Origin of the sequence: Brevundimonas sp. SL130, assembly GCF_026625805.1 — a bacterium.
In the GTDB taxonomy this organism is placed as follows: Bacteria; Pseudomonadota; Alphaproteobacteria; order Caulobacterales; family Caulobacteraceae; genus Brevundimonas.
Genome location: NZ_CP113064.1, coordinates 102,172 through 127,957, shown reverse-complemented (window position 1 = coordinate 127,957; position 25,786 = coordinate 102,172). Strand labels below are relative to the sequence as shown.

The window sequence follows — 25,786 nt, the reverse complement described above, 5'->3', positions numbered from 1 at the left end:
CGCCCGCTCGGATCCGATCCGCGCAGGACAGGCCCTATCGAAACGCGGACTGGATCGCGGCCACGCCGGCCAGGCCGCACGCGCCTGAGCCGATCAGGCCCGAGGCGGTCGCCGCATCTACGCCCCCGAGCGCATAGACGGGCAGATCCGCCGCAATCACGCGCCTGCGAAATCCCTCCACGCCCAGCGGCGTCTTCACCCCCGAGACCCCGCCTGCCGGAAAGACCGGAGACAGGACCAGGGCGTCCAGGCCCGTGCAGCTCGCGTCGCCGCCATGCCAGGCCCGCGTCAGCAGCCAGCCGGGATGGGCCCGGCGGATCAAGACCGCTCGCGCCGCCTCGCGTTCCGGCAGGTGCAGGCCATCCGCCTCGACCGCCTCGGCCAGGGCCTGGTCCAGCCCCACCAGCAGTTTGACCCCCGCCTCCCGCGTGGCGCCGCGCAATCTCAGTCCCGTCTCGACCGCATCTTCGGCGCCGAACGCGCGATAGACCACCGCCGATCCGACCGGCAGCCGGGCCGCCGTCTCCCAGGGCCGGGGCGTGCGCTCCGGGTCGGTGAAGAACAGCAGGGGCGGCAAACCGGCGACGCTCGGGCTGACAGCGGCCGCGGCGCGGTTTAGAGCGGTCGCCGCATCCCAGAGCGCGCGCGCCTCATCGCTGTAATCGGCCGACAGGATCATGACCCCTACTTCCTCCGCTTCCTCGCCCGCGTCCATCGCCGAAAACCTGGCCGAGGTTCGCGCGCGCATTGACGCGGCCTGCCGCGCCGTCGGCCGGGATCCGGCCGCCGTCATCCTGACCGCCGTGTCCAAGACCCAGCCGCCCGAGGCCATCGACGCCATACTGGCCGCCGGCCAGCGCGTGTTCGGCGAAAATCGGGTGCAGGAGGCGCAAGAGCGGTGGATCGGCCGTCTTCCCGGTCTGAACGACTTGGAACTGCGCCTGATCGGCCCCTTGCAGACCAATAAGGCCGAAGACGCCGTGGCCCTGTTCGACGTGATCGAGGCCCTGGACCGCGAAAAACTGGCGCGAGCCCTGGCCGAGGCGGCGCAAAAGCTCAGCCGCGCCCCGCGCGTCCTGGTCCAGGTCAATACGGGCGCAGAGCCCCAGAAGGCGGGCGTCCTGGCCGAAGACGCCGACGCCCTGATCCGCGCTGCGCGCGACACCTATGGCCTGACGGTCGAGGGCCTGATGTGTATCCCGCCGGCGGACCAGGACGCCGCGCCCCATTTCTCCCTTTTGAAACAGATCGCCGACCGCAACGGACTTTCGGTCCTGTCGATGGGTATGAGCGGCGACTACGAGACCGCCATCCGCTGCGGCGCCACCCATGTTCGGGTGGGAACGGCGTTGTTCGGGGAACGAAATCGTCCTTAAACCGCCTCTAGGCCGTAACCTTACGTGAATTCGCACCCCCAAGCCTTGGCGCGGGGCCCAAGCCTCGCCATTGTCTGCACATGCCCACGCCCAAGACCATTCTGATCATCGACGACGACGACGACCTGCGCGAGGCCCTGGCCGAGCAGTTGAACCTCCACGAAGAGTTCAAGACCCAGCAGGCCTCCACCGCCACCGACGGCGTCCGCATGGGGCGCGAGATCCGCGCCGACCTGATCCTGCTGGACGTCGACCTGCCGGATATGGACGGCCGCGAGGCCTGCCGCCTGTTGCGCAAGGACGGGGTCTCGACCCCGGTCATCATGCTGACGGCCCAGTCCGCCGACGCCGACGCCATCCTGGGCCTAGACGCCGGCGCCAACGATTACGTCACCAAGCCTTTCCGGTTCGCCGTCCTGCTGGCCCGCATCCGCGCCCATCTGCGCAGCCACGAACAGTCGGAAGACGCGGTCTTCTCCATCGGCCCCTACGAGTTCCGCCCGGCCGCCAAGGTTCTGATGGACGCCAAGGGCAAGAAGGTCCGGCTGACGGAAAAAGAAACTAACATCCTGAAATACCTCTACCGCGCCGGGGCCAAGCCGGTGTCGCGCGAGGAACTGCTGACCGAGGTCTGGGGCTACAACGCCGGCGTCACCACCCACACGCTGGAAACCCACATCTATCGTCTGCGCCAGAAGATCGAGCCCGAGCCGGGTCAGGCCCGCCTGCTGCTGACCGACGCCGGCGGGTATCGACTGCAACCTTGACTTGACGGAATGCAACACACTTAGTAGTGTGTCTTCGTGATCGGGCGCGGAGGTGGACGTGGGAAAATATGAACCCCTGACGCGTTACCTGGCGGATCGGCCGACCGCTGAAGTGCCGATGACCTTTTCCGAGATCGAACGAGTTCTCGGCGCGGCCCTGCCGGCTTCAAAGCAATATCCGGCGTGGTGGAGCAACAATCCATCCAACAACGTCATGACGAGGGCCTGGCTCGAAGCCGGGTTCCAGACCGAGCGGGTGGATATCGGCCGGGAAAAGCTGGTGTTCCGTCGTATTCGTCCGGAGGATCGACAGAACCCTTCGTCGGCGAGGCCGAATATTCTGGAGCGGATTCGTCACCGTTTGGCCGGAACCGTCACCATTCCTCCCGGTGTGGACGTGACGCAGCCAACGGGTGATGTCTGGGCCGCCGAGTGCGACTGAAGGCTCCGCTTTTGCTGGACACCTGTGCGGCGCTCTGGACCTCGACTTCCGATATGGAATTGCGAGATCAGGCTGCCGAGGCCTTGATTCAGGCCGATGCGCAAGGCGTGCCCATCCATCTTTCTCCGATCACCGCCTGGGAAGTCGCACAACTGGTCGCCAGGGGCAGATATGCCTTGTCCGTCGATCCGTTGATTTGGTTCGAGACGCTTCTTGCGGCCGGATTGACGGAGGCGCCGCTCAGTCCGGACATTCTCGTGGCGGCGTCCTATCTGCCGCAGTCCAAGGGGTTGAGGGACCCGGCGGATCGAATTCTGGCGGCGACGGCCCGTCTGCGCGGCTGGACCCTCGTGACACGAGATCGCCCGCTGCTCGCTTATGCCGAAGGCGGCCATATCCGCGCCTTAGCCTGCTGAGCTTGGGTCGCGTCGGACGGCCGAACGGATCGTGAACATCGGCAAGAAAAGATGGACCAGGGGGCCGATGGTCACGGCGTAGATCACCGTGCCGACGCCGACAGAGCCGCCCAATAGCCAGCCCAGGGCGATGACGCTCAGCTCGATGGCGGTCCGGACCCATTTCACCGGCCAGCCCGTGCGCGCGACGATGCCGGTCATCAGGCCGTCGCGCGGCCCCGGACCAAGACCCGCGCCGATATAGGCCCCGCTGGCGACGCCGTTCAGCACGACGCCCGCGCCCAGCAAGCCCGCCCGGAGCGGTAGGCCCAGGTCAGACGGGATCCAGTCCAGGCCGAAATTCGCGACTGTGCCGATCACCAGAACATTGGCCACAGTCCCTATTCCAGGCCGCTGGCGCAGGGGAATCCACAGCAGCAGAACGGCCATACCGATCAGATTGACCACCAGGCCGAAGCTGATCCCGGCCGGGCCGGCAAACCGCTCGAACACCCCCTGGTGCAGAACATCCCAGGGATCGAGCCCCAGATCGGCGCGAACAATCAGGGCAATCGCCAAGCCATAGAGGGCGAGGCCGGCGAAGAGCTGGGCAAGGCGACGAGTCATTTCGACGGTTTGGGCGATACTGGACCTATAAAAAATAGCCAGTTCTGTCATTCTGGCCCCATGTCTCCCCGTTCGATAGGTCTTCCCTCGCTTGTCCGCCATCTGGGCGTCTGGCGCACGCCCGGCGCCGGCGCGACCTATCGACAGCTGGCGGCGGCGGTACGACTTCTGATTCTCGACGGCCGTCTGCCGCTGGCGGTTCGGCTGCCGGGCGAGCGAGAAGTGGCGCAGGCCCTGGGTTTGAGCCGTACGACCGTCTCGTCCGCCTATGGACGACTGAGGGATGACGGGTTCCTGGTCGGCGGTCAGGGCGAAGGCGCGCGGACCAGCCTGCCGGCCGGGCCTCGCCCCCGTCTGGCGGCGCCGCCCCAATCGCCGGCGACGGGGGTGATCGACCTGACGGCGGCCGTTCTCCCGGCCGACCCCAATGTCCACGCCGCCTATGTGCGGGCGCTGGAGCGGCTTCCCGCCAATCTGCCCGGCCATGGCTATGAGCCGGCGGGCCTCGAAGAACTCCGCGAGGCCGTGGCCCAGGGCTACCGGCGACGCGGGTTGGCGACGTCGCCGGGCCAGATCCTGATCACCCACGGGGCCCACAACGGCCTGGTTCATCTGTTGCGCCTGGCTGTTCGACCCGGCGTCCCGGTGGTGTTCGACCATCCCACCTACCCCCAGGCGATCGACGCCATACTCGCGGCGGGCGGCCGGCCGACGCCGGTCGCCTTGCCTGACGACGACGGCGCGGACGGCTGGGACGTGGACGGCCTGGTCTCGGCCTGTCGACGCAGCGGCGCGCCCATGGCCTATCTGGTGCTGGACCACAATAATCCAACGGGTCGGATGATGCGGGCCCCGGACCGCGCTCGGCTTCTGGCCGGGTTGAAGGGGTCAGAGACCCTGCTGGTGCTGGACGAGACCCTGGTCGAACTGACCCTCAGCGGCCCGCCGGCGCTCACCGCCTCCGCCGTGGACGCTCCGCGCGTGGTGCGGCTGGGCTCCATGTCCAAGAGCGTCTGGGGCGGTCTGCGCATCGGCTGGATCCGCGCCGACAGGGCCGTGATCCAGCGCCTGGCCCAAAGCCGCGCCAGCTTCGATCTGGGCGTGCCGATTCTGGAGCAATTGGCCGCCGTGGAGCTGTTGAACGACGGCGGCGCGGCTCTGTCGGCGCGGCGGCCTCTGCTGCGCGCGCGACGCGACCATCTGCGGGCGCGCCTGACGCAGCACCTGCCGGACTGGTCCTGCCCTCGACCCGCCGGCGGTCTGACGCTCTGGGTGCAGCTTCCCGCGCCGATCAGTTCGAGCCTGACGGTCCAGGCGGCCACGCAAGGCCTGATCCTGGCCGCCGGGCCGCGTTTTGGCGTGGACGGCGCCTTCGAACGCCGCCTACGCCTGCCTTACACCCTGCCGGAGAGCGAACTGGATGAGGCTGTGGGGCGGCTGGCAAGGGCGGCGAAGGCGCTCGGCCGGCGCAAATCAATAGCGCCGGCCGCCAGCAAGCCCGCCGCCGTCTATTAACTCACACGTCCAGATCGACCGTCACCGGTGCATGGTCCGACGGGCGGTCCCATTCGCGAACGTCGTCGTGGATCCGGGCGGTGTCCTTGATCACGGCCGGCGTCAGGCCCGGCGAGGTCCAGATGTGGTCCAGACGCAGGCCGCGGTTGGACTTGCGGAAATCCGCCGCGCGATAGCTCCACCAGCTGGCCAGTTTCTGCGGTTCGGGGAAGCGGTCGCGCAGCACGTCGGCGAACCCGCCCGTTTCCTGCAGCCGATTCAGGGTCTCCACCTCAATCGGGGTGTGGCTGACGATCTTGGACATGTAGCGATGGTTGAACACGTCGCCCTCGCCCGGGGCGATGTTGAAGTCGCCGGCCATGACCAGGGGGCGCGACTTGTCCTGTTTGGCGACGATGGCGGTCAGCTGCTCATAGAAGTCCATCTTGTGATCGAACTTCGGGTTCAGCGCTCGATCCGGAATGTCGCCGCCGGCGGGAATGTAGAAATTCTGCACGTCGATCCCGGCGACCCGCGCCGAGACGCAACGGGCGTGGCCCAGCTTGCAGACCTGGAAGGTGTCGCTGTCCTCAAGCGGCAGGCGCGAGGCGATGGCCACCCCGTGCCAGCCCTTCTGGCCCGCCACCCGTAGATGAGGCATCCCCATCTCCTCGAAGGCGGCGCGCGGAAACTGGTCCGTCGTGCATTTGATCTCCTGCAACAGCAGGACGTCAGGAGCCTTCTCGGCGACGAACCGGGCCACCTGATCGATGCGCAGACGGACGGAGTTGATGTTCCAGGTAGCGAGGCGAAGAGTCATGCCCCGCTGTAGCAGGCCACGCCGGATAAAAAAGGCCCGGCCGCTACGGGCCGGGCTTATGAAGGTGATCGTCTCTCTCGCCGCCGGGAGGGGGATGCATCCGAGGCGGTAGAACGGCCGCCGCCGCTCTGTGCTCTTGATGTCACGCCCTGGAGAAAAGGTCAAATTGTCATATTTGACGTTTGGCCGTGATTATCCGGCAACGGATCGATAGCGTTGATCGGCGAACAATCCGGTCAGTTTCGACCCGGACGACGGGTGGGATCCCGCAGCTGGAACAGGCTGGCCGACAGGCCGGACGCCGCTCTCAGCCCGATCAACTGCGTCCGGGTGCGTGCGCCCTGGGCGTCGGTGATGGTCCACTCCTGCAAACGGATCGGATCGCCGCCGAAGGCCAGGACCACGGAGCCGTCATTGGGTCGTCCGGCGTCCCGCGCCGTAATCGCAAAGGCGCCGGCGTTCATGCGGGTGACGCGGTCAATGCGCACGCCCTGGTCCAGACGCACATTGCGCGCCAGGAAGGTGGACAGGGGCGTCCGCCCCAGGGGGACCTGCTGGAAGTTGTTCAGGCGCGGATCGTAGCGTTTGACGTTATAGCCGTCCGACACGACCAGAAGCCCGGCGGGATTGGTGTACTCGAACCGCATCTTGCCGGGGCGCTGAAGATAGAAGCGACCCTCGCGACGCTGGCCGCCCGGACCCGTCTCCACGAAGCCGCCCTGGGCCGAGGTCAAACCCTGCAAATAGGTCTGGGCCTGTTGCACCACGGCGCGATCCTCAGCCGACAGGCTGGACTGCGCCTCAGCCGCGTCAAACAGACCCAGGGCCGCAACCCCGGTCAGGAGGCCCGCGCCCAGCAGCAGCCGGCGCCGGTCAAGGTCCGTAGCTTCGGCGACGGCGGCCTGGGTCTTGGATTGGGTGGGTTCGGTCATGAAGTCAGTCTCCCCGTCGGGAATGGTCAGCGATCCTGCTGTCTTGCCCGGCCGGCTTGGCGTCGGAATGACGCGAGCCTGACCATATTCCGGCGCTCCGATGAAGCCCTGTTCATCGCAATACTGAAGCTTAGGAAGACAGAGGCGGGATAACGGGCTGGCCGGTCGACCGTTCCCGACCGGTTGATCGGCGATGGTTCGGCGACCTAACAGACCTGCCCAGCGGCCCAGCCCGACGACCAGGCCCACTGGAAATTATAGCCGCCCAGCCAGCCGGTCACATCGACCGCCTCGCCGATGAAATACAGGCCCGGAACCGCCTTGGCGGCCAGGGTCTGCTGGTCCAGGGCGGCGGTGTCGATCCCGCCCAGGGTCACTTCGGCGGTGCGATAGCCTTCAGACCCGACCGGCTTCACGCTCCAAGCGTTGACCGCCTGGTCCAGCCGCCGCAGCGTGGCGTCCGAAAGGTCGGCCAGATTGCCCGCCGCGCCCTCGCGCGCGCACAGGCTTTCCGCCAGCCGTCGCGGCAGGATATGGCCCAGAGCCGTGTGCACGGCCTGACGCCCGTTTGCGGTCTTGGCCGCCTTCAGTTCGTTGAAGACGTCGCGGCCGGGAGCCATGGACGCGACGATGGCCTCGCCCTCGCGCCAGTAGGAGCTGATCTGCAATATGGCCGGGCCGCTGAGGCCGCGGTGGGTGAACAGCATGGCCTCGTTAAAGGCCGCCTTGCGCGCCTTCGTGTCGGGCGCCGAGGCGACCCGTGCGTCCACCGCCACGCCGGCCAGCGGCGTCAGGGTCTCCAACAGGCCGGCCTCGAAGGTCAGGGGGACCAGGGCGGGGCGGGTGTCGGTGACGCGAATGTCGAACTGGCGTGCGACCTCATAGGCCCAGCCGGTCGCGCCCATCTTGGGGATCGACTTGCCGCCGGTCGCGACGACCAGGGCCGCCGCCGTGACCTGGGTTCCGTCCGACAGGTCGATGGTCCAGGCCTCGCCCGCTTTCGCCAGGCGCTCGACGCCGGTCTTCATCTTCAGGGTCACGCCCGCCGCCGCCATGTCGTCGGTCAGCATGCGGACGATCTGTTTGGCGCTGTCGTCGCAAAATAGCTGACCCAGCGTCTTTTCGTGCCAGGCGATCCCGGCCCGGTCCACGCGCTTGATGAAGTCGTGCTGGGTGAATCGGCGCAGGGCCGAGGTGGCGAACCTCGGGTTCTCACCCAGGAAGTTCGCCGGCCCGCAGCCCAGATTGGTGAAATTGCACCGGCCGCCGCCGGAGATGCGGATCTTCTCGCCGGGATTGGCCGCATGATCGACGACCAGCACCCGACGGCCGCGCCGCCCGGCCTCGGCGGCGCACATCATGCCGGCGGCGCCGGCCCCGATCACCAGGACGTCGAAGGACGCCCGGCTCACGAGACCGGCTCCGGGACTTGGGTCTTAGTAGCGATAGTGCTCGGGCTTGAACGGGCCTTCCTGCGGCACGGAGATGTAATCGGCCTGTTCCTTGTTCAGCACGGTCAGTTTGGCGCCCAGCTTGCCGAGGTGCAGCGCGGCGACCTTCTCGTCCAGATGCTTGGGCAGGGTGTAGACCTTGGTCTCATAGGCCGACTTGTTGGTCCAGAGCTCCAGCTGCGCCAGGGTCTGGTTGGTGAAGGAGGCGCTCATCACGAAGGAGGGGTGGCCCGTGGCGTTGCCCAGGTTCACCAGGCGGCCTTCCGACAGCAGGATGATCTTGTTGCCGCCGGGGAATTCGATGTGGTGGACCTGAGGCTTGATCTCGTCCCACTTGAAGTTCTTCAGGCCGGCCACCTGAATCTCGGAGTCGAAGTGGCCGATGTTGCAGACGATGGCGTTGTGACGCATCCGGCGCATGTGATCGACGGTGATCACATCCTTGTTGCCGGTGGCGGTGACGAAGATGTCGGCCTTGTCGGCGACGTCGTCCAGGGTCTGGACGTCATAGCCTTCCATGGCGGCTTGCAGGGCGCAGATCGGGTCGATCTCGGTCACGATCACGCGGGCGCCGCCTTGGCGCAGCGAGGCGGCCGAGCCCTTGCCCACGTCGCCGTAGCCGCAGACCACGGCGACCTTGCCCGACAGCATGACGTCGGTGCCGCGACGGATGGCGTCGACCAGGGATTCACGGCAGCCGTACAGATTGTCGAACTTCGACTTGGTGACGCTGTCGTTGACGTTGATGGCCGGGAAGGGCAGCTCGCCGCGTTCCGACATCTGGTACAGGCGGTGCACGCCCGTGGTGGTTTCTTCCGACACGCCGCCGATGGCGTCGCGGATGGCCGAATAGAAGCCGGGCTTTTCAGCGATGTAGCGCTTCATCACCTTGAACAGGGCTTCTTCTTCCTCGTTCTGGGGATTGGCCAGAACCGAGATGTCCTTCTCGGCCTTGGGGCCAAGCACGCACAGCAGGGTGGCGTCGCCGCCGTCGTCCAGGATCAGGTTCGGATAGCCGCCGTCGGCCCATTCGAAGATCTTGTGGGCATAGTCCCAGTATTCTTCCAGGGTTTCGCCCTTGATGGCGAAGACCGGCGTGCCGGCGGCGGCGATGGCGGCCGCGGCGTGATCCTGGGTCGAGAAGATGTTGCACGAGGCCCAGCGCACTTCGGCGCCCAGGGCTTCCAGCGTCTGGATAAGAACGGCCGTCTGGATGGTCATGTGCAGGCTGCCGGCGATCCGGGCGCCCTTCAGCGGCTGGGCCGCGCCGAACTCGGCGCGCAAGGCCATCAGGCCCGGCATTTCCGTTTCGGCGATGTCGATTTCCTTCTTGCCCCAGTCGGCCAGAGAGATGTCGCGGATGATGTAGTCGGTCATGGGGGCTCCTGGCCGCAGGGGATTTCCCAGACCTTCTAGCCCGCAGACGATGAAGGAGCAATAAACACATAAGGATATCCTTATATGCGCTATGCCTGATGGCGGGCTAAGCAGTTTCTTAAGCCAGACCGGTTAGCGTGGAGGCATGGAACGCCGCGCTCTTCTTGGCCTCGCCCTTGTCGCGACGGCCGCCGCCTCGACCTCCGCTCACGCCTCTTCGAGCGGAGCCGCCGCCCCGTCGGCGGACACCTATTTCCGGCTGCCGATCATCACGGCCTCGATCATGCGCGCCAATGGCGGGCGTGGCGTGTTTTCGGTCGAGACCGGCGTAGATGTGCCGGACGCGACGCTTCGAACCCGGGCGCAGCAGTCGGCGCCGCGGCTTCGCGCCGCATATGCCATCGTCGCTCAGAGGTTCGCAAATGGACTTCGCCCCGGCGCGGTTCCCGATCTGGATCGACTGACGGCCGAGCTTCAGGCGGCCACTAACGCCACCTTGGGCCGCGCGGGCGCCCGCGTGCTGCTGGGGACGGTGCTGGCCCTCTGATCGCCAGCAGACGCGCTGCTTTTTGCGGCTGCTGAATGAAAAAAGGCCCCGCCGTCGCCGGCGGGGCCTTTCTCGTTCTCAACTGAGCCTAAGGCTTAGTCGCGACGACGACGACCGCGATCGCCACCGCGATCACCGCCGCCTTCGCGCTTGGGACGGCCGCCGGTGTCTTCCGACAGGGGCTCTTCGCCGCGTTCGGCGCGCTCGGCGTTGATCTTGTCGGTCAGGTCTTCACCCGTCGACTGATCGACGACCTTCATCGACAGCTTGGTCTTGCCGCGATCGTCGAAGCCCAGGAACTTGACCTTGACCTCTTGGCCTTCCGACAGGACGTCGGCCGGGTTGGCGACGCGTTCCAGTGCGATCTGGGACACGTGGACCAGACCGTCCTTGGCGCCGAAGAAGTTCACGAAGGCGCCGAAATCGACGACCTTCACGACCTTGCCGGAATAGATGGTTCCGACTTCCGGTTCCGAGGCGATGGACTGGATCCAGGCCTTGGCGGCGTCGATCTTTTCCTGGTCGTTGGCGGCGACCTTGATGGTGCCGTCGTCGCCGATGTCGATCTTGGCGCCGGTCTTCTCGACGATCTCGCGGATGACCTTGCCGCCCGAACCGATCACTTCACGGATCTTGTCGACCGCGATCTTGACCGTTTCGATCTTCGGCGCGTGCTCGCCCAGTTCGGTGCGCGGCGCGTCCATGGCCTTGGACATTTCGTCCAGGATGTGGAGACGACCGGCCGAGGCCTGGCTCAGAGCCTGCTTCATGATCTCCTTGGTGATCCCGGCGACCTTGATGTCCATCTGAAGGCTGGTGATGCCTTCCGAGGTGCCGGCGACCTTGAAGTCCATGTCGCCCAGGTGATCTTCGTCACCCAGGATGTCCGATAGGATGGCGAACTCGCCCGACGGCTCCAGGATCAGGCCCATGGCGATGCCCGAGACCGGACGGATCAGCGGCACGCCGGCGTCCATCAGGGCCAGCGACGAACCGCAGACCGTGGCCATCGAGGACGAGCCGTTCGACTCGGTGATCTCGGAGACCAGACGGATGGTGTAGGGGAAGTCTTCCTTCGACGGCAGCATCGGACGGATCGCGCGCCAGGCCAGCTTGCCGTGACCGATTTCGCGACGGCCGGGCGAACCCATGCGACCCGCTTCACCCACCGAATAGGGGGGGAAGTTGTAGTGCAGCAGGAAGCTTTCCTTGTAGGTGCCCGACAGGCTGTCGATGTACTGCTCGTCCTCGCCGGTGCCGAGCGTGGCGACGACCAGGGCCTGGGTTTCCCCACGCGTGAACAGGGCCGAACCGTGGGTGCGCGGCAGGACGCCGACTTCCGACACGATGGCGCGGACCTTGTCGAGGGCGCGGCCGTCGACGCGGTGTGCGTTCTCGATGATGTCGCGACGCAGGACGTCGGCTTCGCATTCCTTGAAGGCGGCCGAGAACTTGGAGCTGTCGACGCCGTCGGGGTTTTCGTCGGTCTTCACCAGCTTGGCGGCGGCGGTCTTCTTGGCCGCGTCGACGCCCGAGCGACGGTCGTACTTGCCGGGGTGGGTGTAGGCGGCCTTGATGTCTTCGCCGACCAGCTTCTTGATCGAGGCGACGACGTCGGAGTGATCTTCGGCCTGGAAGTCGAAGGGCTCCTTGGCGGCGTGTTCGGCCAGTTCGATGATGGCCTCGATCACCGGCTGCATGCCCGCGTGAGCGAACATCAGGGCTTCGAGCATCTTCTCTTCCGACAGCTCCTTGGCTTCGGATTCGACCATCATCAGGGCGTCCTGGGTGCCGGCGACCACCAGGTCGAGGTCCGAGGTCGCGATCAGGTCGATGTGCGGGTTCAGAACCAGCTCGCCGTCGATCAAGCCGACGCGCGCGGCACCGATCGGGCCCATGAAGGGCACGCCCGAAATGGTCAGGGCGGCCGAGGCGGCGACCAGGCCGACGATGTCCGGATCGTTTTCCATGTCGTGCTGCAGCACGGTCACGACGACCTGGGTCTCGTTCTTGAAGCCCTTGACGAACAGGGGGCGGATCGGACGGTCGATCAGGCGGGAAACCAGGGTTTCCTTCTCGGTCGGACGGCCTTCACGCTTGAAGTAGCCACCCGGGATCTTGCCGGCGGCGAAGGTCTTTTCCTGGTAGTTGACGGTCAGGGGGAAGAAATCCAGACCCGGCTTGGGCGAACGGCCGTAGACGACGGTGGCCAGAACTACGGTCTCGCCGTAGGTCGCCAGCACGGCGCCGTCGGCCTGGCGGGCGATGCGGCCCGTTTCCAGGGTGAGCGGGCGGCCGGCCCAGTCGATCGTCTTGCGTTTGATATCGAACATATTTCGTCTTTCGTATCCCGGACGGCGTATTCCGTGCGGGGTCCCATCATTGGGGGCGGATGCGTCGGGCGTTCAGTCCTTCGATCCAGGGTCGCCGCGCCATCGCGGAAGACCATTTGAGGACCGGCATGGCCCTCGCGTCTGCGCCGTAAAGTCCTGCGGCGCGCAGGTCGGTTCTAATCGCACAACGAGGCGCGGACGTGACCGCCCGCGCCTCGAAATACAGTCTTACACTGATCCGACGCCTTAGCGGCGCAGGCCCAGCTTGGAGATGAGCGCCTGGTAGCGACCGGCGTCGACCTTGTTGAGGTGGTCGAGCAGGCGGCGACGTTGCGACACCATCTTCAGAAGGCCACGACGCGAGTGGTTGTCCTTCTTGTGGGTCTTGAAGTGTTCGGTCAGGTTGGCGATGCGTTCCGACAGGATCGCGACCTGAACCTCGGCCGAGCCGGTGTCGCCAGCGGTGCGGGCGTTATCGGCGATGATCTCGTGCTTGCGTTCAGCAGTAACCGACATCGTAAGTCTCCCTTGGTGGCCTACCGCGCTTTCGCGCTACTTGAGGCCGGGTTGGAGTCCCCTGATCAGGCGATCAGGAAAGATTGAAAACGCGGTCGGGTTCTAACCGGCCGGCCCGCAACTGACAGAGTGCGACGAGGGTCTGACCCTGAAAGGCTGAAACCGTTCGCGAACCGTCCGACAGACGGGTCTTGAGGGTTTCCACCTGACGGGGGAGCAGAACGATCGGGCGTCCCTGCCGAAGCGAGAAGGCGTCCTGATCCGTCACGGCCAGCTCCGGGATGTCGTCCAGGGCGGTCGCAACGGGAAGCAAGCCTTCCGAGGCGGCGCCCCTATGCACCAAATCCTCGAGAAAATCCAGCGTCACGGCGTTTTCGGTATGAAACGGTCCCACCCGCTCGCGCCGCAGGGCCGAAACATGCCCCTCGGCGCCCAGGACGACAGCCAGATCGCGCGCCAGCGACCGGACATAGACGCCCTTGCCGGTGCGGATGGTCAGTTCGACGTGATCGGCGTCCGGCGCGTCGGTGACTTCTGCCGAATAGATGGTGACGCGGCGCGCCTGAAGCTCGAACTCGACCCCGTCGCGGGCCAGGTCATAGGCGCGGGCGCCGTCCACCTTGATGGCCGAGAAACGCGGCGGGGTCTGGTCGATCTCGCCGACGAAGGCGGGCAGGGCGGCCTTCACCGCCTCGACCGAGGGGCGAACGTCGGAGCGGCCGATGATCTCGCCCTCGCGGTCCACGCTGTCGGTCGAGACGCCCCAGTTGATGGTGAAACGATAGACCTTCTGCGCCTCCATCATCATCGGCACGGTCTTGGTCGCCTCACCCAGGGCGATGGGCAGGATGCCGCTGGCCAGCGGGTCCAGGGTTCCGGCGTGACCGGCCTTCTGGGCGTTGAACAGGCGGCGGATGCGGCTGACCGCCTCGGTCGATCCCATCTCGAACGGCTTGTCCAGGCAGACCCAGCCGTCGACCACGTCGCCCTTCTTCTTGCGGGCCATTATGCTGGGCCTATCGCGCTTCGCGCTGCTTGAGGCCAGGATGCTTGGCCTATCGCGCCTCGCGCTACTTGAGGCCGGAAGGTTGGACCTAACGCGCTTCGCGCTACTTGAGGCCGGGACATTAGGCGTCGTTCTCGCTCTCGTCGTCGCGGCGTTCCAGGTCGGCGCGGACGCGGGGGTCGTCGAACAGGCGGTCGATATGGCCGGCGGTGTCGAAGCTTTCGTCGTGGAGGAAGCGCAGGTCGGGGGTGAACTTCATGTCCAGGCGACGACCCAGCTGGCCGCGCAGGAATTTGGCATGGACGTTCAGCGCCTTGATGATCTCGCTCTCGTGACCGGTGGTCGCGGCGGCCTCGACGCCGGCGCCCAGGGGTTTGACGAAACAGGTGGCGTGTTTCAGGTCCGGCGACAGACGGACCTCGGTCACGGTGACGGAGACCCCGGCCAGGGCCTCGTCGCGGATGTCTTCTTCACGCAGGATGTCGACCAGGGCGTGACGGATCAGTTCGCCGGCGCGCAGTTGGCGCTGACTGGGTCCAGTTCCAGCGCGACCGGCGCCGCCGGAATTGCGGGTATGTTGTTTCTGGGCCATCGGCCGCTCCTTCTTGTTCGCCCGCCGGGGCTCGGACCCGGCCGGATAAGCGAAAGTCGGGCGGTCTAGGCGTGTGGAGCCGCCCTGTCCAGTTCCGGCCGGTCTAACCGGCCCGTCGAACCCTCAGGACTCGGTGTCCGCCAACGGCGAAACCGGCGCGGTCTGCCATTCGCCGCGCCACTCGTAGCTCAGGGTCACGCAGTGGCGGTAGGCGCCGTCGCTCCAGCGGCCGACAGCCTGCATCGTCAGGGGCCGGGGTGCGCGGATACGACTCATCACCAGCCAGACCTCATCCGCGCCGGGGCAAAGTGCGCGGGCCAGGCCCCGTCCGTCGCCGGCCTGTTCGACGACATAGAGGTCCGTCTCGCGCGCGCCCTCGGGCAAAACTCGCCGCGCGGCATCCGGTCCCCCGCGCGTGAAATCGGCCGAGCCGCGCGCCGTGGTGGAGAACAGCCGCTCGACGCTGATCGCCCCGAACAGGCCGCGTCGGACCTGGAGCGTGATCCCCTTGGTCAGGGCCTGGGTGATCCGGTCCGTGGCGTTGTAGGAAAAATAGCGGGTGTCGGCGTGCGCCGGCGCGGCCGCCGACACGGTCAGCAAGGCAATTAGAACGGGGGCGAGGGATGAGCGCATGTCTCTTCCTTTCCCGGCCATTGCGGCGACTTTAGGCCACGCCCCGATCAGTGTTCCCCCAGGCAGCGCAGGGCGACCTCGAGGTTGCGCAGGCCGTCTTCCCCCGTCACCGCCGGGGTCTCGCCGGTGTGGATGGCGCGGGCGAAGGCTTCCAGCTCTTTCCTCAGCGGCTCGGCCGGCCAGCTGTTCAGCATCCGGGTCGAATAGGAGCCGTCGGGTTGCTGCCCGAAATATTCGGTCACCTGACGGGTGATCAGGTCGGCGACGATGAATTTGGTCTTGGTGGCGACTTGCAGGGTGCGGGTCTTGTAGGGCGTGACCCAGTTGGTGGTGATGTGGGCGATCACCCCATTGTCGAGCCGGAACTGTAGCAGGGCCGTGTCCTCGCGCTCGGCGCGGGTGCGGGCCAGTTGCGGCTGGACCTCGACGATCTCGGAGCCGGTCAGGTGGCGGATGATGTCGATGTCATGGACCGCTAGGTCGATGACGACGCCGACATCACCCATCCGGGGCGGGAAGGGGCCGACGCGGGTGACCTGGATCGAGATGATCTCGTCGTCGGCGACGGCGCGCTTGACCGTCTCGACCGCCGGATTGAACCGTTCGACCTGGCCGACCATCAGGACGCGGTCATTGGCCTTGGCGGCGTCGATCATACGCTGGGCGTCGGCCACGGTGGCGGCGATGGGCTTTTCGACCAGGACGTGGACGCCCTTTTCCAGCAGGGCGACGCCGATTTCGGCATGGAACCGGTTCGGCGTGGCGACGACAGCGGCGTTCAGGCCGGCGTCGATGAAGGCCTGGGCCGTGGTGACCGGCGTGGCCTCAAAGGCGGCTGCGACGCCGTCGGCGACAACCGCATCGGGGTCGAAGACGGTGGTCAGGTCGAACTCGCGCATTTCGGAGGCGACGCGCGCATGGTTGCGGCCCATGACGCCGACGCCGGCGACGCCGAACTTGAGGATGGGGGTGTTGGGCATGGTTGCGACCCTTGTATTTCCTATCAACCCGTCATCCTCGCCCTTGTGGCGAGGATCCATACGCCCGGTGTGTCCGGAGCGACGGGTCGAAGGTCTGAGTTTATGGATCCTAGGCACAAGGCCTAGGATGACGAAGGAAAAAGCGCTCGTCCTAAGCCGTGTACGAAGCGACGGCGGCGATGACCTTGTCCTGGGTCGCCTCGTCCAGGTCGGCGTGCATCGGCAGGCTGAGGACCACGTCCTTCAGTCGCTCGGTGACGGGCAGGCCGCCGGCGCCGTGCGGGAAACGGCCATAGGCCGGCTGCAGGTGCATAGGCACGGGATAATAGACGGCGGTGGGCACGCCCTGGTCCTTGAGGTGGGCGGCCAGGCCGTCGCGGTCCGCGTGTTCGATCGTGTACTGGGCCCAGACGGACACGCCGCCGTCGATGACGTGGGGCACGGCCGCCACATGGGGCGCCAGATGTTCATTGTAGCGGGCGGCGATTCGGTTGCGCCATTCGATCTCCTGGCCGAACACCTTCAGCTTCTCGATCAGGATGGCGGCCTGGATGGTGTCCAGCCGGCTGTTCATGCCGATGCGCATGGCCAGGTATTTCGGATCATGGGTGAAGGCGGCCGCGCCGGCCTTGAGGTCCTTGGCCACCACCTTGCCGTGAACGCGCAGGGAATCCATCTCCTGGGCCAGATCTTCGTCGTTCGTCAGCACCGCCCCGCCGTCGCCGTAGCAGCCCAGCGGCTTGGCCGGGAAGAAGCTGGTGGTCGTGACATCGGCCCACTTCAGCGGATGATGGCCGTCCAGGGTGCAGCCGAAGCCCTGCGCCGAATCCGAGATCAGTTTCAGTCCGTGGCGGTCGCAGATGGCCCGGATGGCGGGGTAATCGGCCGGCTGGCCGAACAGATCGACGGCGATGACCACCTTGGGCGTCAGGCGCCCCTCGGCCTTGACCGCCTCGATGGCGGCCTCCAGGCGGATCGGGTCCATGTTGTAGGTGCGCGCGTCCACGTCCACGAAGACCGGCGAGGCGCCCAGCCAGGGCACGACCTCGGCCGTCGCGGTGAAGGTGAAGCTGGGGCAGAAGACGGCGTCGCCGGTGCGGATTCCCCAGGCGATCAGCGGCAGGATCAGGGCGTCGGTGCCGTTGGCGCAGCCCAGGGCGTGTTGGGCCTGGCCGAAGGCGGCCAGATCGGCCTCGAACTGGCGGACCTGGGGCCCCATGACCCAGGCGCCGCCGACGACGGCCTCCTGAACGGCGGCCTCGATCTTGCCGGCGAGACGCAGGCGCTGGGCCTGAAGGTCGATGAAGGGGATCATGAGAGGCGCTCTCCACGCGATTCGGGGGCGGCGGACCGACGGGTCAGGCCGCGAGGCTGGCCGCCCTCCTAGCAAGATCAGGCGCGGGGGCCAAACGTAGCAGCGTCACTTCGCGTTGCCCTTTGCAACCGTCACCGCTTGGCGCCGCGCGGGATGCGCCTTAAGCCGACGTCATGATGACGCTCTCGGATGCAAAGAATCGGGTCTCGACCTGGCTGTTCGATCATGCCCTTCCCTTGTGGGCCGCACGCGGGGTGGACGCCGACGGGCGCTTCTTCGAATTGCTGGATTTCGAAGGACAGCCTGTGGCGGGCGCGCGTCGCCGCACGCGGGTGCAGGCGCGCCAGATCTATGTCTTTTGTGAAGCCGCTGACCTGGGCTGGGACGCCGGGCGGGCGATTGCGCGGGCAGGCCTGGACGGCATGATCGCCACCTGCCGCCGCGAAGACGGCCTGTGGGTTGCGGCCACCGATGACGCCGGCGGCGTGCTGGACGAGACGCCGGATCTGTATGACCTGGCCTTCGTCATGTTTTCCCTGGCGGCGGCGCACCGGGTTCTGGGCGACGATCGCGCCCGGCCGCTGGCGCTGGAGACCCTGGCCCAGATCAATGCGCGAATGACAGCGCCGCACGGCGGCTGGCACGAGGCCCTGCCGCCGCGTCTTCCGCGACGCCAGAACCCGCATATGCACCTGCTCGAGGCCATGCTGGCCTGGCAGGCGACGGCGCCCGATCCGGCGTTCGAGGCGGCGGCGCGGGTCTCGCTGGACCTGTGCCGGACCCGGTTCCTGATCGACGGCGCCATTCGTGAGTATTTCACCGAGGACTGGGCGCCGGACCCGCAGACCGGCCATATCGTCGAGCCGGGCCATCTGGAGGAGTGGTCGTGGCTGCTGCGTCAGGCCAAGGCCGCTGGGTTGGATGCCGCCGAGACCGCCGAAGCCCTGCACCGTCGCGGCGCCGCCGAGGGGCTGAAGGCCGGTTTCATGATCCGCGAAGTCGATACGCAGGGCGCGCCGATCGACGCCGGTCGCCGCCTGTGGTGTCAAACCGAAGCGATCCGTTCGGCCCTGGTGTTCGGCGACGCTCAGGCCGTCGACCTGATCGCGGCGACCTTCGACACCCATCTGGCCACCGCTGTTCCCGGCCTGTGGGTCGATTCCTATGACGCCGACGGGGTTTCGCCCGACAAGGCCGTGCCCGCCTCGAGCCTCTATCACCTGATGACCGCCTTCACCGAGTTGCTGAGACGCGACGCATGACCGGCCTGCCCGCTGTCTTCCTGGACCGTGACGGGGTCTTGATCGAGGATTCCGGCTATCCCCACCTGCCCGAACATCTGAAGCTGCTTGCCGGTGTGGGCGCGGCGGTGCGGCGATTGAACCTGCTGGGTTATCTGACGGTGATCGTCACCAACCAGTCTGGCGTGGCGCGCGGCATGTTCGGCGAGGATCAGATGCACGCCTTCAACGGTCTGCTGGTCAAACGGCTGGCGCAGGAGGGGGCGGTCATCAATGCGGTCTACGCCTGCCCCTTCCATCCAGAGGCGCAGGATGAGCGTTATCGCCATCCCGACCATCCGGACCGAAAGCCCAATCCGGGCATGCTTTTGCGGGCCATCGCGGATTACGAGATCGACCCGGCCAGATCTTTCATGATCGGCGACCAACCGCGCGATATCGAGGCGGCGCAACGCGCCGGGGTGTCAGGTTTTCTGTTCCAGGGCGGAAATCTGGATGTCTTCGTGCGCGAGCTGATCGGCGTCTGACGCCATCGCAATTCCTTGCGCGGTGAATTACTCTGGTCCCTCCTGGTTGAAGGAGCGTCTCCGTGAACCCTGCCGCCGCCTATGCCGAACGTCGCTGGAAGTCATCGGACGGGCTGGACCTGTTCGCGCGCGACTATGCGCCGGGCTCCGGCGTCGCCCGTCCCCCGGTCATCGCCATTCACGGATTAACCCGTAACAGCGCCGACTTTGGGGCCCTTGCGCCGCTTCTGGCCCAGAGCGGGCGGCGCGTCCTGGCGGTCGATGTGCGCGGCCGCGGCCTGTCGGATCACGCGCCTGATCCGATGACCTATCGCCCTGACGTCTATGCCGCCGACGTGCTGGCGCTGATGGAGCAGGCGGCGATAGATCGGGCTGTCTTCGTGGGCACCTCTATGGGGGGGCTGATCACCATGGCCCTGACGGCGCTGCGTCCCAAGGCGGTGGTCGCCGCCATCCTGAACGACATCGGGCCCGAGGTGGCGCCGGAAGGTCTGGCGCGTATCGCCGCCTACAGCGGCCAGCCGGTCGAAATCGGTTCGTGGGCGGACGCGGCGGCCTATGCGAAGCGGATCAACGCCGTCGCCTTTCCCGACTATTCAGACGCCGACTGGGACGCCTTCGCGCGCCGCATCTTCCGTCAGCAGCCGGACGGCGAGATCGGGCTGGACTATGATCCGGACATCTCCGTGCCGATCCGGGCGGCGGGGGCCAAGGCCCTGGTTCCCAACCTGTGGCCCATGTTCCGGCGGCTGGCGAAAACCAAGCCGACCCTGCTGGTGCGGGGAGGGGCGTCCGACCTTTTGAGCGCCGCCATCGCCGACAAGATGCGCAAGGCCGCCCCGGCCATGGCCTATGTCGAGGTTCCCGATGTCGGCCACGCCCCCATGCTGGACGAGCCCGAGGCCAAGGCGGCCATCTTCGAATTCCTGGCGGGCCTGGATTAGTCCTTGGTCGGATCGATCTGGTTCACGTCCCCATAGGTCAGGGCCAGGAAGACGTCTTCCAGGTCCGGGTCTTCGGTGGTGATGTCGGCGATGGTGATCCCGGCCTTGCGGACGGCGGCGATGACCTGTTCGACCGACGACTGTCCCTTCTTGTAGGCCACGGCGAAGGCGCCGTTCGGACGGGCGGTGACGACGAAGCCGGGCAGGGCGGGCGCCGTGTCCAGCGGAACGTCGGGCGTGACGACCACATTGCGACTGTCCAGGCGCCGCAGGAGCTGCGGGGTCGGTTCGCAGGCCACGACCCGGCCCCGGTTGACGATGGCGATGGTGTCGCAGAGCTCCTGCGCCTCTTCCAGATAGTGGGTGGTCAGGACGATGGTCACGCCCTCGGCGTTGATCTGGCGGACATAGGCCCACAGCTGGCGACGCAGTTCGACGTCCACCCCGGCCGTCGGCTCGTCCAGGATCAGGATCGGCGGATTGTGGACCAGGGCCTTGGCCACCATCAGCCGCCGCTTCATGCCGCCGGACAGGGCGCGGACATAGGCGTTGGCCTTGTCCGACAGGCCCAGCGCCGCCAAAAGTTCGTCCGAGCGACGTTCGTTCTTGGGCACGCCATAAAAGCCGGCCTGGACCTCCAGCGACTCGCGCGGGGTGAAGAAGACGTCGGCGACGATCTCCTGAGGTACGACGCCCAGGGCGGCGGCGGCGTCGCGCGGCTCCTTGTCGATGTCGCGGCCCCAGATGGTCACCGTGCCTTCCGACTTCTTGACCACGCCGGCCAGGATGTTGATCAGGGTCGATTTTCCGGCGCCGTTGGGGCCCAGGAGCCCGAACACCGAGCCGCGCGGAATGACCAGATCGACCCCGTGCAGGGCCGTCTTGGGCGCGGCCTTCTTGGAGCCCGCATAGGTCTTCTTCAGCCCGCGCACCTCGATGGCGTTGTCAGGCAGGATCGTCGCATCGGTCATTTTGGAGCGCTTTGGTCGAGACATCGGGTCGTGCGGCGGTTTGACGCCGCCGAACGGGCCGCATAGGTATGCGCCCGACGCCTCCTCGCCAAGTCCACGAGTTGAACAATGCCGCCCCGCCATCCCGACGCGATCATTCCTCCGCCCGAAGAGGTCATTGTCTCGACCAAACGCGTCGCCTGCGACGGCGGCGGCGGCGCCCTGGGCCATCCGCTGGTCTATATGGACATGGGCGAGGACGATTTCGTCGAATGCCCCTATTGCGACCGTCGCTTCGTTCTGTCGGCCCAGCCGCATGACGAGAGCGAATATCTGAGCCCGGCCGCGCGCGCGCCCGAGGTCCACTGAACCTGCGCCCAGGCCGAGTCGCGGTTTGGACGTCGGGCGGTTATAGAAGGCGCTGACCCGCCACTCCCCGGACGGAGACAGACACTCTTGCGCTATCTGCACACCATGGTCCGGGTTCAGGACCTCGACGCCTCTCTCCACTTCTATTGCGACCTGCTGGGTCTGCAGGAGGTGCGCCGTGTGGAGAACGAAGCCGGGCGTTTCACCCTGGTCTTCCTCGCTGCGCCCAAGAACCTGGAACAGTCGGCGGCCGAGCGTTGCCCTGAGGTCGAGCTGACCTTCAACTGGGATCCCGAAACCTATCAGGGCGGCCGCAACTTCGGCCACCTGGCCTACAAGGTCGACGACATCTACGCCGCCTGCCAGACGCTGATGGATGGCGGGGTGGTGATCAATCGGCCCCCGCGTGACGGCAACATGGCCTTCGTCCGCTCCCCGGACGGGATTTCGATCGAGCTGCTGCAGGAAGGCTCGCCCCTGGCGCCGGCCGAACCCTGGGCGTCGATGCCCAACACCGGAGCCTGGTGATGCGCCGCTTCGCACCCGCGGCGGCGACGGGACTTCTGGCGGCCGCCCTGCTGGTCTCCGCCTGCGCCTCGACGACGGAGAGCAATACCGGTCGCACCGCGACTGAGCAGCTTTTGCTGGCGCGCGCGGCTGACAAGGCGGTCGAGGGCCTGTCCCTGCCGCTTCCGACGGCGGCCTCCATCTTCGTCGATGACGCCTATTTCCAAGGCGAAGGAACCCGCTACGCCATCAGCGCCATCCGGGCGGCCCTATCCGACGCCGGCTATCGCCTGGCGCGGAACAAGGACGAATCGGACGCTGTGTTCGAAATCCGGGCCGGCGCCCTGTCGCTTGAGCAGATGCGACGGGTCTTCGGCATTCCGGAAATGCGAATTCCGATCAACGAGACGCTGAACGTCGTCTCGTTGCCGGAGCTGTCGGTCTACAGCAATCGCGACCGGGTCGGTGTCGCCGAGTTCTCGGGCTTCCTCTATGAGGCCAAGACCGGCGCGCCCCTGGGGGCCGTCCTGCCCATGATCGGCCAGTACCGGATTCGCAGCCATAAGGTTCTGATGATCGTCGCCTGGGGCCAGCAGCAGGCCCAGCCGGGTCAACGCGACCCCGGATCGAGCTGGACCGAATTCTGACGGCTGACGCGGCGGCTCCGGCCGCCTATGTTCCGGCCATGACCGACGCCGCCACCGACACCGCCGTATCCCAAGACCGCCCCCTCACCCAGGACGGCCCCGCCCTGCGGCTGTGGATGATCGACGCCTCGGCCTATATTTTCCGCGCCTATCACGCCCTCCCGCCGCTGACGCGCAAGTCCGACAGCCTGCCGGTAGGCGCCGTCCAGGGCTACTGCAACATGTTGTGGAAGCTGCTGCAGGACATGAAGGGCGCCGACGGCCCGACCCATCTGGTCGCCATCTTCGACCATTCGGACAAGACCTTCCGCAACGATCTGTACGACCAGTACAAGGCCCACCGCCCGCCGGCGCCCGAAGATCTGGTTCCGCAATTCCCGCTGGTGCGCGAGGCGACCGCCGCCTTCGGCGTCCATTGCGTCGAACTGTCCGGCTACGAGGCCGACGACCTGATCGCCACCTATGCCTGCAAGGCCCGCGACGCCGGCGGCGAGGCGGTGATCGTCAGTTCCGACAAGGACCTGATGCAACTGATCGGCGGCGGCGTCGTCATGTGGGATCCGATGAAGGACCGGCGGCTGGCCGAGCCTGAAGTGTTCGAAAAGTTCGGCGTCGGCCCCGAGAAGATGGTCGATCTTCAAGCCCTGATCGGCGACAGCGTCGACAATGTCCCCGGCGCCCCTGGTATCGGCCCCAAGACCGCGGCCCAGCTGCTGGACGAATACGGCGACCTGGATACGCTGCTGGCGCGGGCCGGCGAGATCAAACAGCCCAAACGCCGCGAGACCCTGATCAATTTCGCCGACCAGATTCGCCTTTCGCGCGAGCTCGTCCGCCTGACCTGCGACGCCCCGGCGCCCGAGCTGATCGAGGATTTCGCCGTGCGCGATCCCGATCCGGAGACCTTGTCGGCCTTTCTGGACAAGATGGAGTTCCGGTCGCTGCAACGCCGGGTCGGTGACGGCAAGGCGGGGCCCAGCGAAACCTCGGCCTTTGCGCCCAAGCGCGCCCCGAACCTGAGCGCGCCCGTCGCCACGCCCCGCTACGGCCAGGTGGTGGAAGGCCCGGCTGAGGCCCAGAGCTTCGACCTTGAGGCCTATGAATGCGTCCAGACCGAAGAGGCGCTGGACCGCTGGATCGCGCGCGCGACCGAGGTGGGGAGGGTTGGCTTTGACACAGAAACCTCGTCGCTGTCGGCGACGCATGCGGGGCTGTGCGGGGTGTCGCTGGCGGTGGGGCCGAATGAGGCGTGTTACATCCCGTTGACGCATGAGCATGAGCCCCAGGCGGGCGAGGGGGGACTGTTCGGGGAGCCGGGGGAGGCGCGCGAGCCGCTTCAGCAGCTGGACAAGGCCAAGGCCTTGGCGAAGCTGAAGGGGCTGCTGGAAGACTCTAGTGTATTGAAAATCTTACAGAATTCCAAGTACGATCTTGCCGTCATGGCGCGGCGGGGGATCCGGGTGGCGCCCTATGACGACACCATGCTGATCTCATACGTGCTCGAGGGCGGGCTCCACGGGCACGGGATGGATGAGCTGTCGCGGCTCCATCTGGGGCATGACCCCATCCCGTTCAAGAGCGTGGCCGGAACGGGCAAGAGCCAGAAGTCGTTCAAACACGTCGCCCTGAAGCCGGCCACCACCTACGCCGCCGAAGACGCTGACGTGACCCTACGCCTGTGGCGCATCCTCAAGCCCCGGCTGGCGCGCGAGGGCCTGTCCACCGTCTATGAGACCCTGGAACGCCCCCTGCCCGCCGTCCTGGCCGAGATGGAGACCGCCGGCGTCCGCGTCGACCCCGACCGCCTCAAACGCCTGTCCAGCGAGTTCGGCCTGCGCATGGCCGAGCTGGAGGCCCAGGCCCACGAGATCGCCGGCCGCCCCTTCAACATCGCCTCCCCCCGCCAGATCGGCGAAATCCTGTTCGGCGAGCTGAACCTGCCCGGCGGCAAGAAGACCGCCTCGGGCCAATGGGGCACCGACGCCAGCGTGCTGGAAGACTTAGCCGCCACACACGCCCTGCCCCGCGTCCTGCTGGACTGGCGCCAGCTGTCCAAGCTGAAGGGCACCTATACCGACGCCCTGACCGCCGCCGCCGACCCCGCCACCGACCGCGTCCACACCAGCTACCAGCTGGCCGCCGCCACCACCGGCCGCCTGGCCAGCTCGGATCCGAACCTTCAGAACATCCCGATCCGCTCGGAGATCGGCCGCGAAATCCGCCAGGCCTTCATCGCCGCCCCCGGCCATCTGCTGATCAGCGCCGACTACAGCCAGATCGAACTGCGCCTGCTGGCCCATATCGGCGACATCCCCGAGCTGAAACGCGCCTTCAAGGCCGGGCTCGACATCCACGCCGCCACCGCCAGCGAAATGTTCGGCGTCCCCGTCGAGGGCATGCCGTCCGAGACCCGCCGCCGCGCCAAGGCCATCAATTTCGGCATCGTCTACGGCATCAGCGCCTTTGGTTTAGCCGCCCAGCTGGGCATCGATCAGGGCGAGGCCGGCGCCTATATCAAGACCTATTTCGACCGCTTCCCCGGCATCCGAACCTATATGGACAAGACCAAGGCCGAGGTCCGCCAGGCCGGCTTCGTCTCCACCGTCTTCGGCCGCCGCATCCACATCCCCGCCATCCACTCGAAATCGGGCGCCGAACGCCAGTTCGGCGAGCGCGCCGCCATCAACGCCCCGATCCAGGGCGCCGCCGCCGACATCATCCGCCGCGCCATGATCCGCATGCCCACAGCCCTGGCCGAGGCTGGGCTGACCACCCGCATGCTGCTGCAGGTCCACGATGAACTGGTCTTCGAAACCCCCGAGGCCGAGGCCGACCGCGCCATCACCGTCATCAAACGCGTGATGGAAAACGCCTCAGACCCCGCCGTCGCCCTGACCGTCCCCCTGGTCGTCGACGCCCGCGCCGCCCCCAACTGGGACGCCGCGCACTAGCGGCGAACCCGCCGCGGGGGATTGACCGGAGGCTCAGCGGTTGGGCG

The 25,786-nt window shown here is 66.8% G+C and carries 27 protein-coding genes; 13 read left to right on the top strand and 14 right to left on the bottom strand.

The features are described from left to right. Positions 1 to 34: 34 nt before the first annotated feature. A complete protein-coding gene (locus OU998_RS00610) occupies positions 35 to 679 on the bottom strand; it encodes a thiamine phosphate synthase (protein WP_267514921.1) in 645 nt (214 codons plus the stop codon). Here OU998_RS00610 and OU998_RS00605 point away from each other — a divergent pair. The 4 genes from OU998_RS00605 to OU998_RS00590 all read left to right on the top strand — a co-directional run bounded on the left by OU998_RS00605 (position 678) and on the right by OU998_RS00590 (position 3,001). Then, on the top strand, positions 678 to 1,376 hold the full coding sequence (locus tag OU998_RS00605) for a YggS family pyridoxal phosphate-dependent enzyme (RefSeq protein WP_267514920.1): 699 nt from the start codon (positions 678 to 680) through the stop codon (positions 1,374 to 1,376). The two genes, OU998_RS00610 and OU998_RS00605, sit on opposite strands and share 2 nt — an antisense overlap. Before the next feature lie 80 nt (positions 1,377 to 1,456). Continuing rightward, on the top strand, positions 1,457 to 2,143 hold the full coding sequence (locus tag OU998_RS00600; RefSeq protein WP_267514919.1) for a response regulator transcription factor: 687 nt from the start codon (positions 1,457 to 1,459) through the stop codon (positions 2,141 to 2,143). Positions 2,144 to 2,201: 58 nt separating this feature from the next. Next, on the top strand, positions 2,202 to 2,585 hold the full coding sequence (locus OU998_RS00595) for a DUF7662 domain-containing protein (RefSeq protein WP_267514918.1): 384 nt from the start codon (positions 2,202 to 2,204) through the stop codon (positions 2,583 to 2,585). Continuing rightward, the gene (locus OU998_RS00590; protein ID WP_267514917.1) at positions 2,576 to 3,001 is read left to right on the top strand and encodes a type II toxin-antitoxin system VapC family toxin; all 426 of its coding nucleotides are present in this window, start codon (positions 2,576 to 2,578) and stop codon (positions 2,999 to 3,001) included. Before OU998_RS00595 ends, OU998_RS00590 begins: the two co-directional genes overlap by 10 nt. Here OU998_RS00590 and OU998_RS00585 read toward each other — a convergent pair. After that, positions 2,990 to 3,607 (bottom strand): YczE/YyaS/YitT family protein, encoded by a 618-nt coding sequence (locus tag OU998_RS00585; protein ID WP_267514916.1) that lies wholly within the window; start codon positions 3,605 to 3,607, stop codon positions 2,990 to 2,992. The genes OU998_RS00590 and OU998_RS00585 overlap by 12 nt on opposite strands. A gap of 60 nt (positions 3,608 to 3,667) precedes the next feature. Here OU998_RS00585 and OU998_RS00580 point away from each other — a divergent pair, with 60 nt between their 5' ends. Beyond that, positions 3,668 to 5,122: a PLP-dependent aminotransferase family protein gene (locus OU998_RS00580; RefSeq protein WP_267514915.1), complete on the top strand. Its 1,455-nt coding sequence runs from the start codon at positions 3,668 to 3,670 to the stop codon at positions 5,120 to 5,122. Position 5,123: 1 nt separating this feature from the next. On the opposite strand, the gene OU998_RS00575 is transcribed toward OU998_RS00580, so the two are convergent. The 4 genes from OU998_RS00575 to ahcY all read right to left on the bottom strand — a co-directional run bounded on the left by OU998_RS00575 (position 5,124) and on the right by ahcY (position 9,681). Then, on the bottom strand, positions 5,124 to 5,921 hold the full coding sequence (locus tag OU998_RS00575; RefSeq protein WP_267514914.1) for an exodeoxyribonuclease III: 798 nt from the start codon (positions 5,919 to 5,921) through the stop codon (positions 5,124 to 5,126). Positions 5,922 to 6,157: 236 nt separating this feature from the next. Next, complete coding sequence (locus tag OU998_RS00570) at positions 6,158 to 6,853, bottom strand: LolA family protein (protein ID WP_267514913.1); 696 nt, start codon at positions 6,851 to 6,853, stop codon at positions 6,158 to 6,160. Between the two features lie 206 nt (positions 6,854 to 7,059). Then, positions 7,060 to 8,265: an NAD(P)/FAD-dependent oxidoreductase gene (locus tag OU998_RS00565; RefSeq protein ID WP_267514912.1), complete on the bottom strand. Its 1,206-nt coding sequence runs from the start codon at positions 8,263 to 8,265 to the stop codon at positions 7,060 to 7,062. 24 nt (positions 8,266 to 8,289) lie between these two features. Next, a complete protein-coding gene (gene ahcY, locus OU998_RS00560) occupies positions 8,290 to 9,681 on the bottom strand; it encodes an adenosylhomocysteinase (protein WP_267514911.1) in 1,392 nt (463 codons plus the stop codon). 145 nt (positions 9,682 to 9,826) lie between these two features. On the opposite strand from ahcY, the gene OU998_RS00555 reads away from it, so the two are divergent. Beyond that, complete coding sequence (locus OU998_RS00555; protein WP_267514910.1) at positions 9,827 to 10,228, top strand: Tat pathway signal protein; 402 nt, start codon at positions 9,827 to 9,829, stop codon at positions 10,226 to 10,228. Between the two features lie 95 nt (positions 10,229 to 10,323). Here the strand turns inward: OU998_RS00555 and pnp are convergent, their stop codons facing one another. From pnp to OU998_RS00520, 7 genes are all read right to left on the bottom strand, one after another. Continuing rightward, entirely contained in the window at positions 10,324 to 12,561 is a 2,238-nt protein-coding gene (gene pnp / locus OU998_RS00550) for a polyribonucleotide nucleotidyltransferase (RefSeq protein WP_267514909.1), read from the bottom strand. 246 nt (positions 12,562 to 12,807) lie between these two features. After that, the gene (rpsO, locus tag OU998_RS00545) at positions 12,808 to 13,077 is read right to left on the bottom strand and encodes a 30S ribosomal protein S15 (protein ID WP_267514908.1); all 270 of its coding nucleotides are present in this window, start codon (positions 13,075 to 13,077) and stop codon (positions 12,808 to 12,810) included. A gap of 73 nt (positions 13,078 to 13,150) precedes the next feature. Next, positions 13,151 to 14,083: a tRNA pseudouridine(55) synthase TruB gene (gene truB, locus OU998_RS00540; RefSeq protein WP_267514907.1), complete on the bottom strand. Its 933-nt coding sequence runs from the start codon at positions 14,081 to 14,083 to the stop codon at positions 13,151 to 13,153. A gap of 121 nt (positions 14,084 to 14,204) precedes the next feature. After that, positions 14,205 to 14,675, bottom strand: a complete 471-nt coding sequence (gene rbfA / locus OU998_RS00535; RefSeq protein WP_267514906.1) for a 30S ribosome-binding factor RbfA — start codon at positions 14,673 to 14,675, stop codon at positions 14,205 to 14,207. 123 nt (positions 14,676 to 14,798) lie between these two features. After that, positions 14,799 to 15,308 carry a hypothetical protein gene (locus OU998_RS00530; RefSeq protein ID WP_267514905.1) on the bottom strand — a complete coding sequence of 170 codons (510 nt, stop codon included), beginning with the start codon at positions 15,306 to 15,308 and terminating at the stop codon, positions 14,799 to 14,801. A gap of 47 nt (positions 15,309 to 15,355) precedes the next feature. Then, complete coding sequence (locus tag OU998_RS00525; RefSeq protein ID WP_267514904.1) at positions 15,356 to 16,288, bottom strand: Gfo/Idh/MocA family protein; 933 nt, start codon at positions 16,286 to 16,288, stop codon at positions 15,356 to 15,358. A gap of 151 nt (positions 16,289 to 16,439) precedes the next feature. Next, a complete protein-coding gene (locus OU998_RS00520) occupies positions 16,440 to 17,603 on the bottom strand; it encodes a DegT/DnrJ/EryC1/StrS family aminotransferase (RefSeq protein WP_267514903.1) in 1,164 nt (387 codons plus the stop codon). A gap of 173 nt (positions 17,604 to 17,776) precedes the next feature. On the opposite strand from OU998_RS00520, the gene OU998_RS00515 reads away from it, so the two are divergent. From OU998_RS00515 to OU998_RS00505, 3 genes are all read left to right on the top strand, one after another. After that, positions 17,777 to 18,865: an AGE family epimerase/isomerase gene (locus OU998_RS00515; RefSeq protein WP_267514902.1), complete on the top strand. Its 1,089-nt coding sequence runs from the start codon at positions 17,777 to 17,779 to the stop codon at positions 18,863 to 18,865. After that, positions 18,862 to 19,371, top strand: a complete 510-nt coding sequence (locus OU998_RS00510; protein ID WP_267514901.1) for a D-glycero-alpha-D-manno-heptose-1,7-bisphosphate 7-phosphatase — start codon at positions 18,862 to 18,864, stop codon at positions 19,369 to 19,371. Before OU998_RS00515 ends, OU998_RS00510 begins: the two co-directional genes overlap by 4 nt. 62 nt (positions 19,372 to 19,433) lie before the next feature. Next, positions 19,434 to 20,315, top strand: a complete 882-nt coding sequence (locus tag OU998_RS00505; protein ID WP_267514900.1) for an alpha/beta fold hydrolase — start codon at positions 19,434 to 19,436, stop codon at positions 20,313 to 20,315. Here OU998_RS00505 and OU998_RS00500 read toward each other — a convergent pair. Next, positions 20,312 to 21,286, bottom strand: a complete 975-nt coding sequence (locus tag OU998_RS00500) for an ABC transporter ATP-binding protein (protein WP_267514899.1) — start codon at positions 21,284 to 21,286, stop codon at positions 20,312 to 20,314. The genes OU998_RS00505 and OU998_RS00500 overlap by 4 nt on opposite strands. Before the next feature lie 108 nt (positions 21,287 to 21,394). Here OU998_RS00500 and OU998_RS00495 point away from each other — a divergent pair, with 108 nt between their 5' ends. The 4 genes from OU998_RS00495 to polA all read left to right on the top strand — a co-directional run bounded on the left by OU998_RS00495 (position 21,395) and on the right by polA (position 25,739). Then, entirely contained in the window at positions 21,395 to 21,634 is a 240-nt protein-coding gene (locus tag OU998_RS00495) for a zinc-finger domain-containing protein (RefSeq protein WP_267514898.1), read from the top strand. Between the two features lie 87 nt (positions 21,635 to 21,721). Next, a complete protein-coding gene (locus OU998_RS00490) occupies positions 21,722 to 22,162 on the top strand; it encodes a VOC family protein (RefSeq protein ID WP_267514897.1) in 441 nt (146 codons plus the stop codon). Then, positions 22,162 to 22,788 (top strand): DUF6655 family protein, encoded by a 627-nt coding sequence (locus OU998_RS00485; protein WP_267514896.1) that lies wholly within the window; start codon positions 22,162 to 22,164, stop codon positions 22,786 to 22,788. Before OU998_RS00490 ends, OU998_RS00485 begins: the two co-directional genes overlap by 1 nt. A gap of 38 nt (positions 22,789 to 22,826) precedes the next feature. Continuing rightward, the gene (gene polA, locus OU998_RS00480) at positions 22,827 to 25,739 is read left to right on the top strand and encodes a DNA polymerase I (protein ID WP_267514895.1); all 2,913 of its coding nucleotides are present in this window, start codon (positions 22,827 to 22,829) and stop codon (positions 25,737 to 25,739) included. Positions 25,740 to 25,786 lie beyond the last annotated feature (47 nt).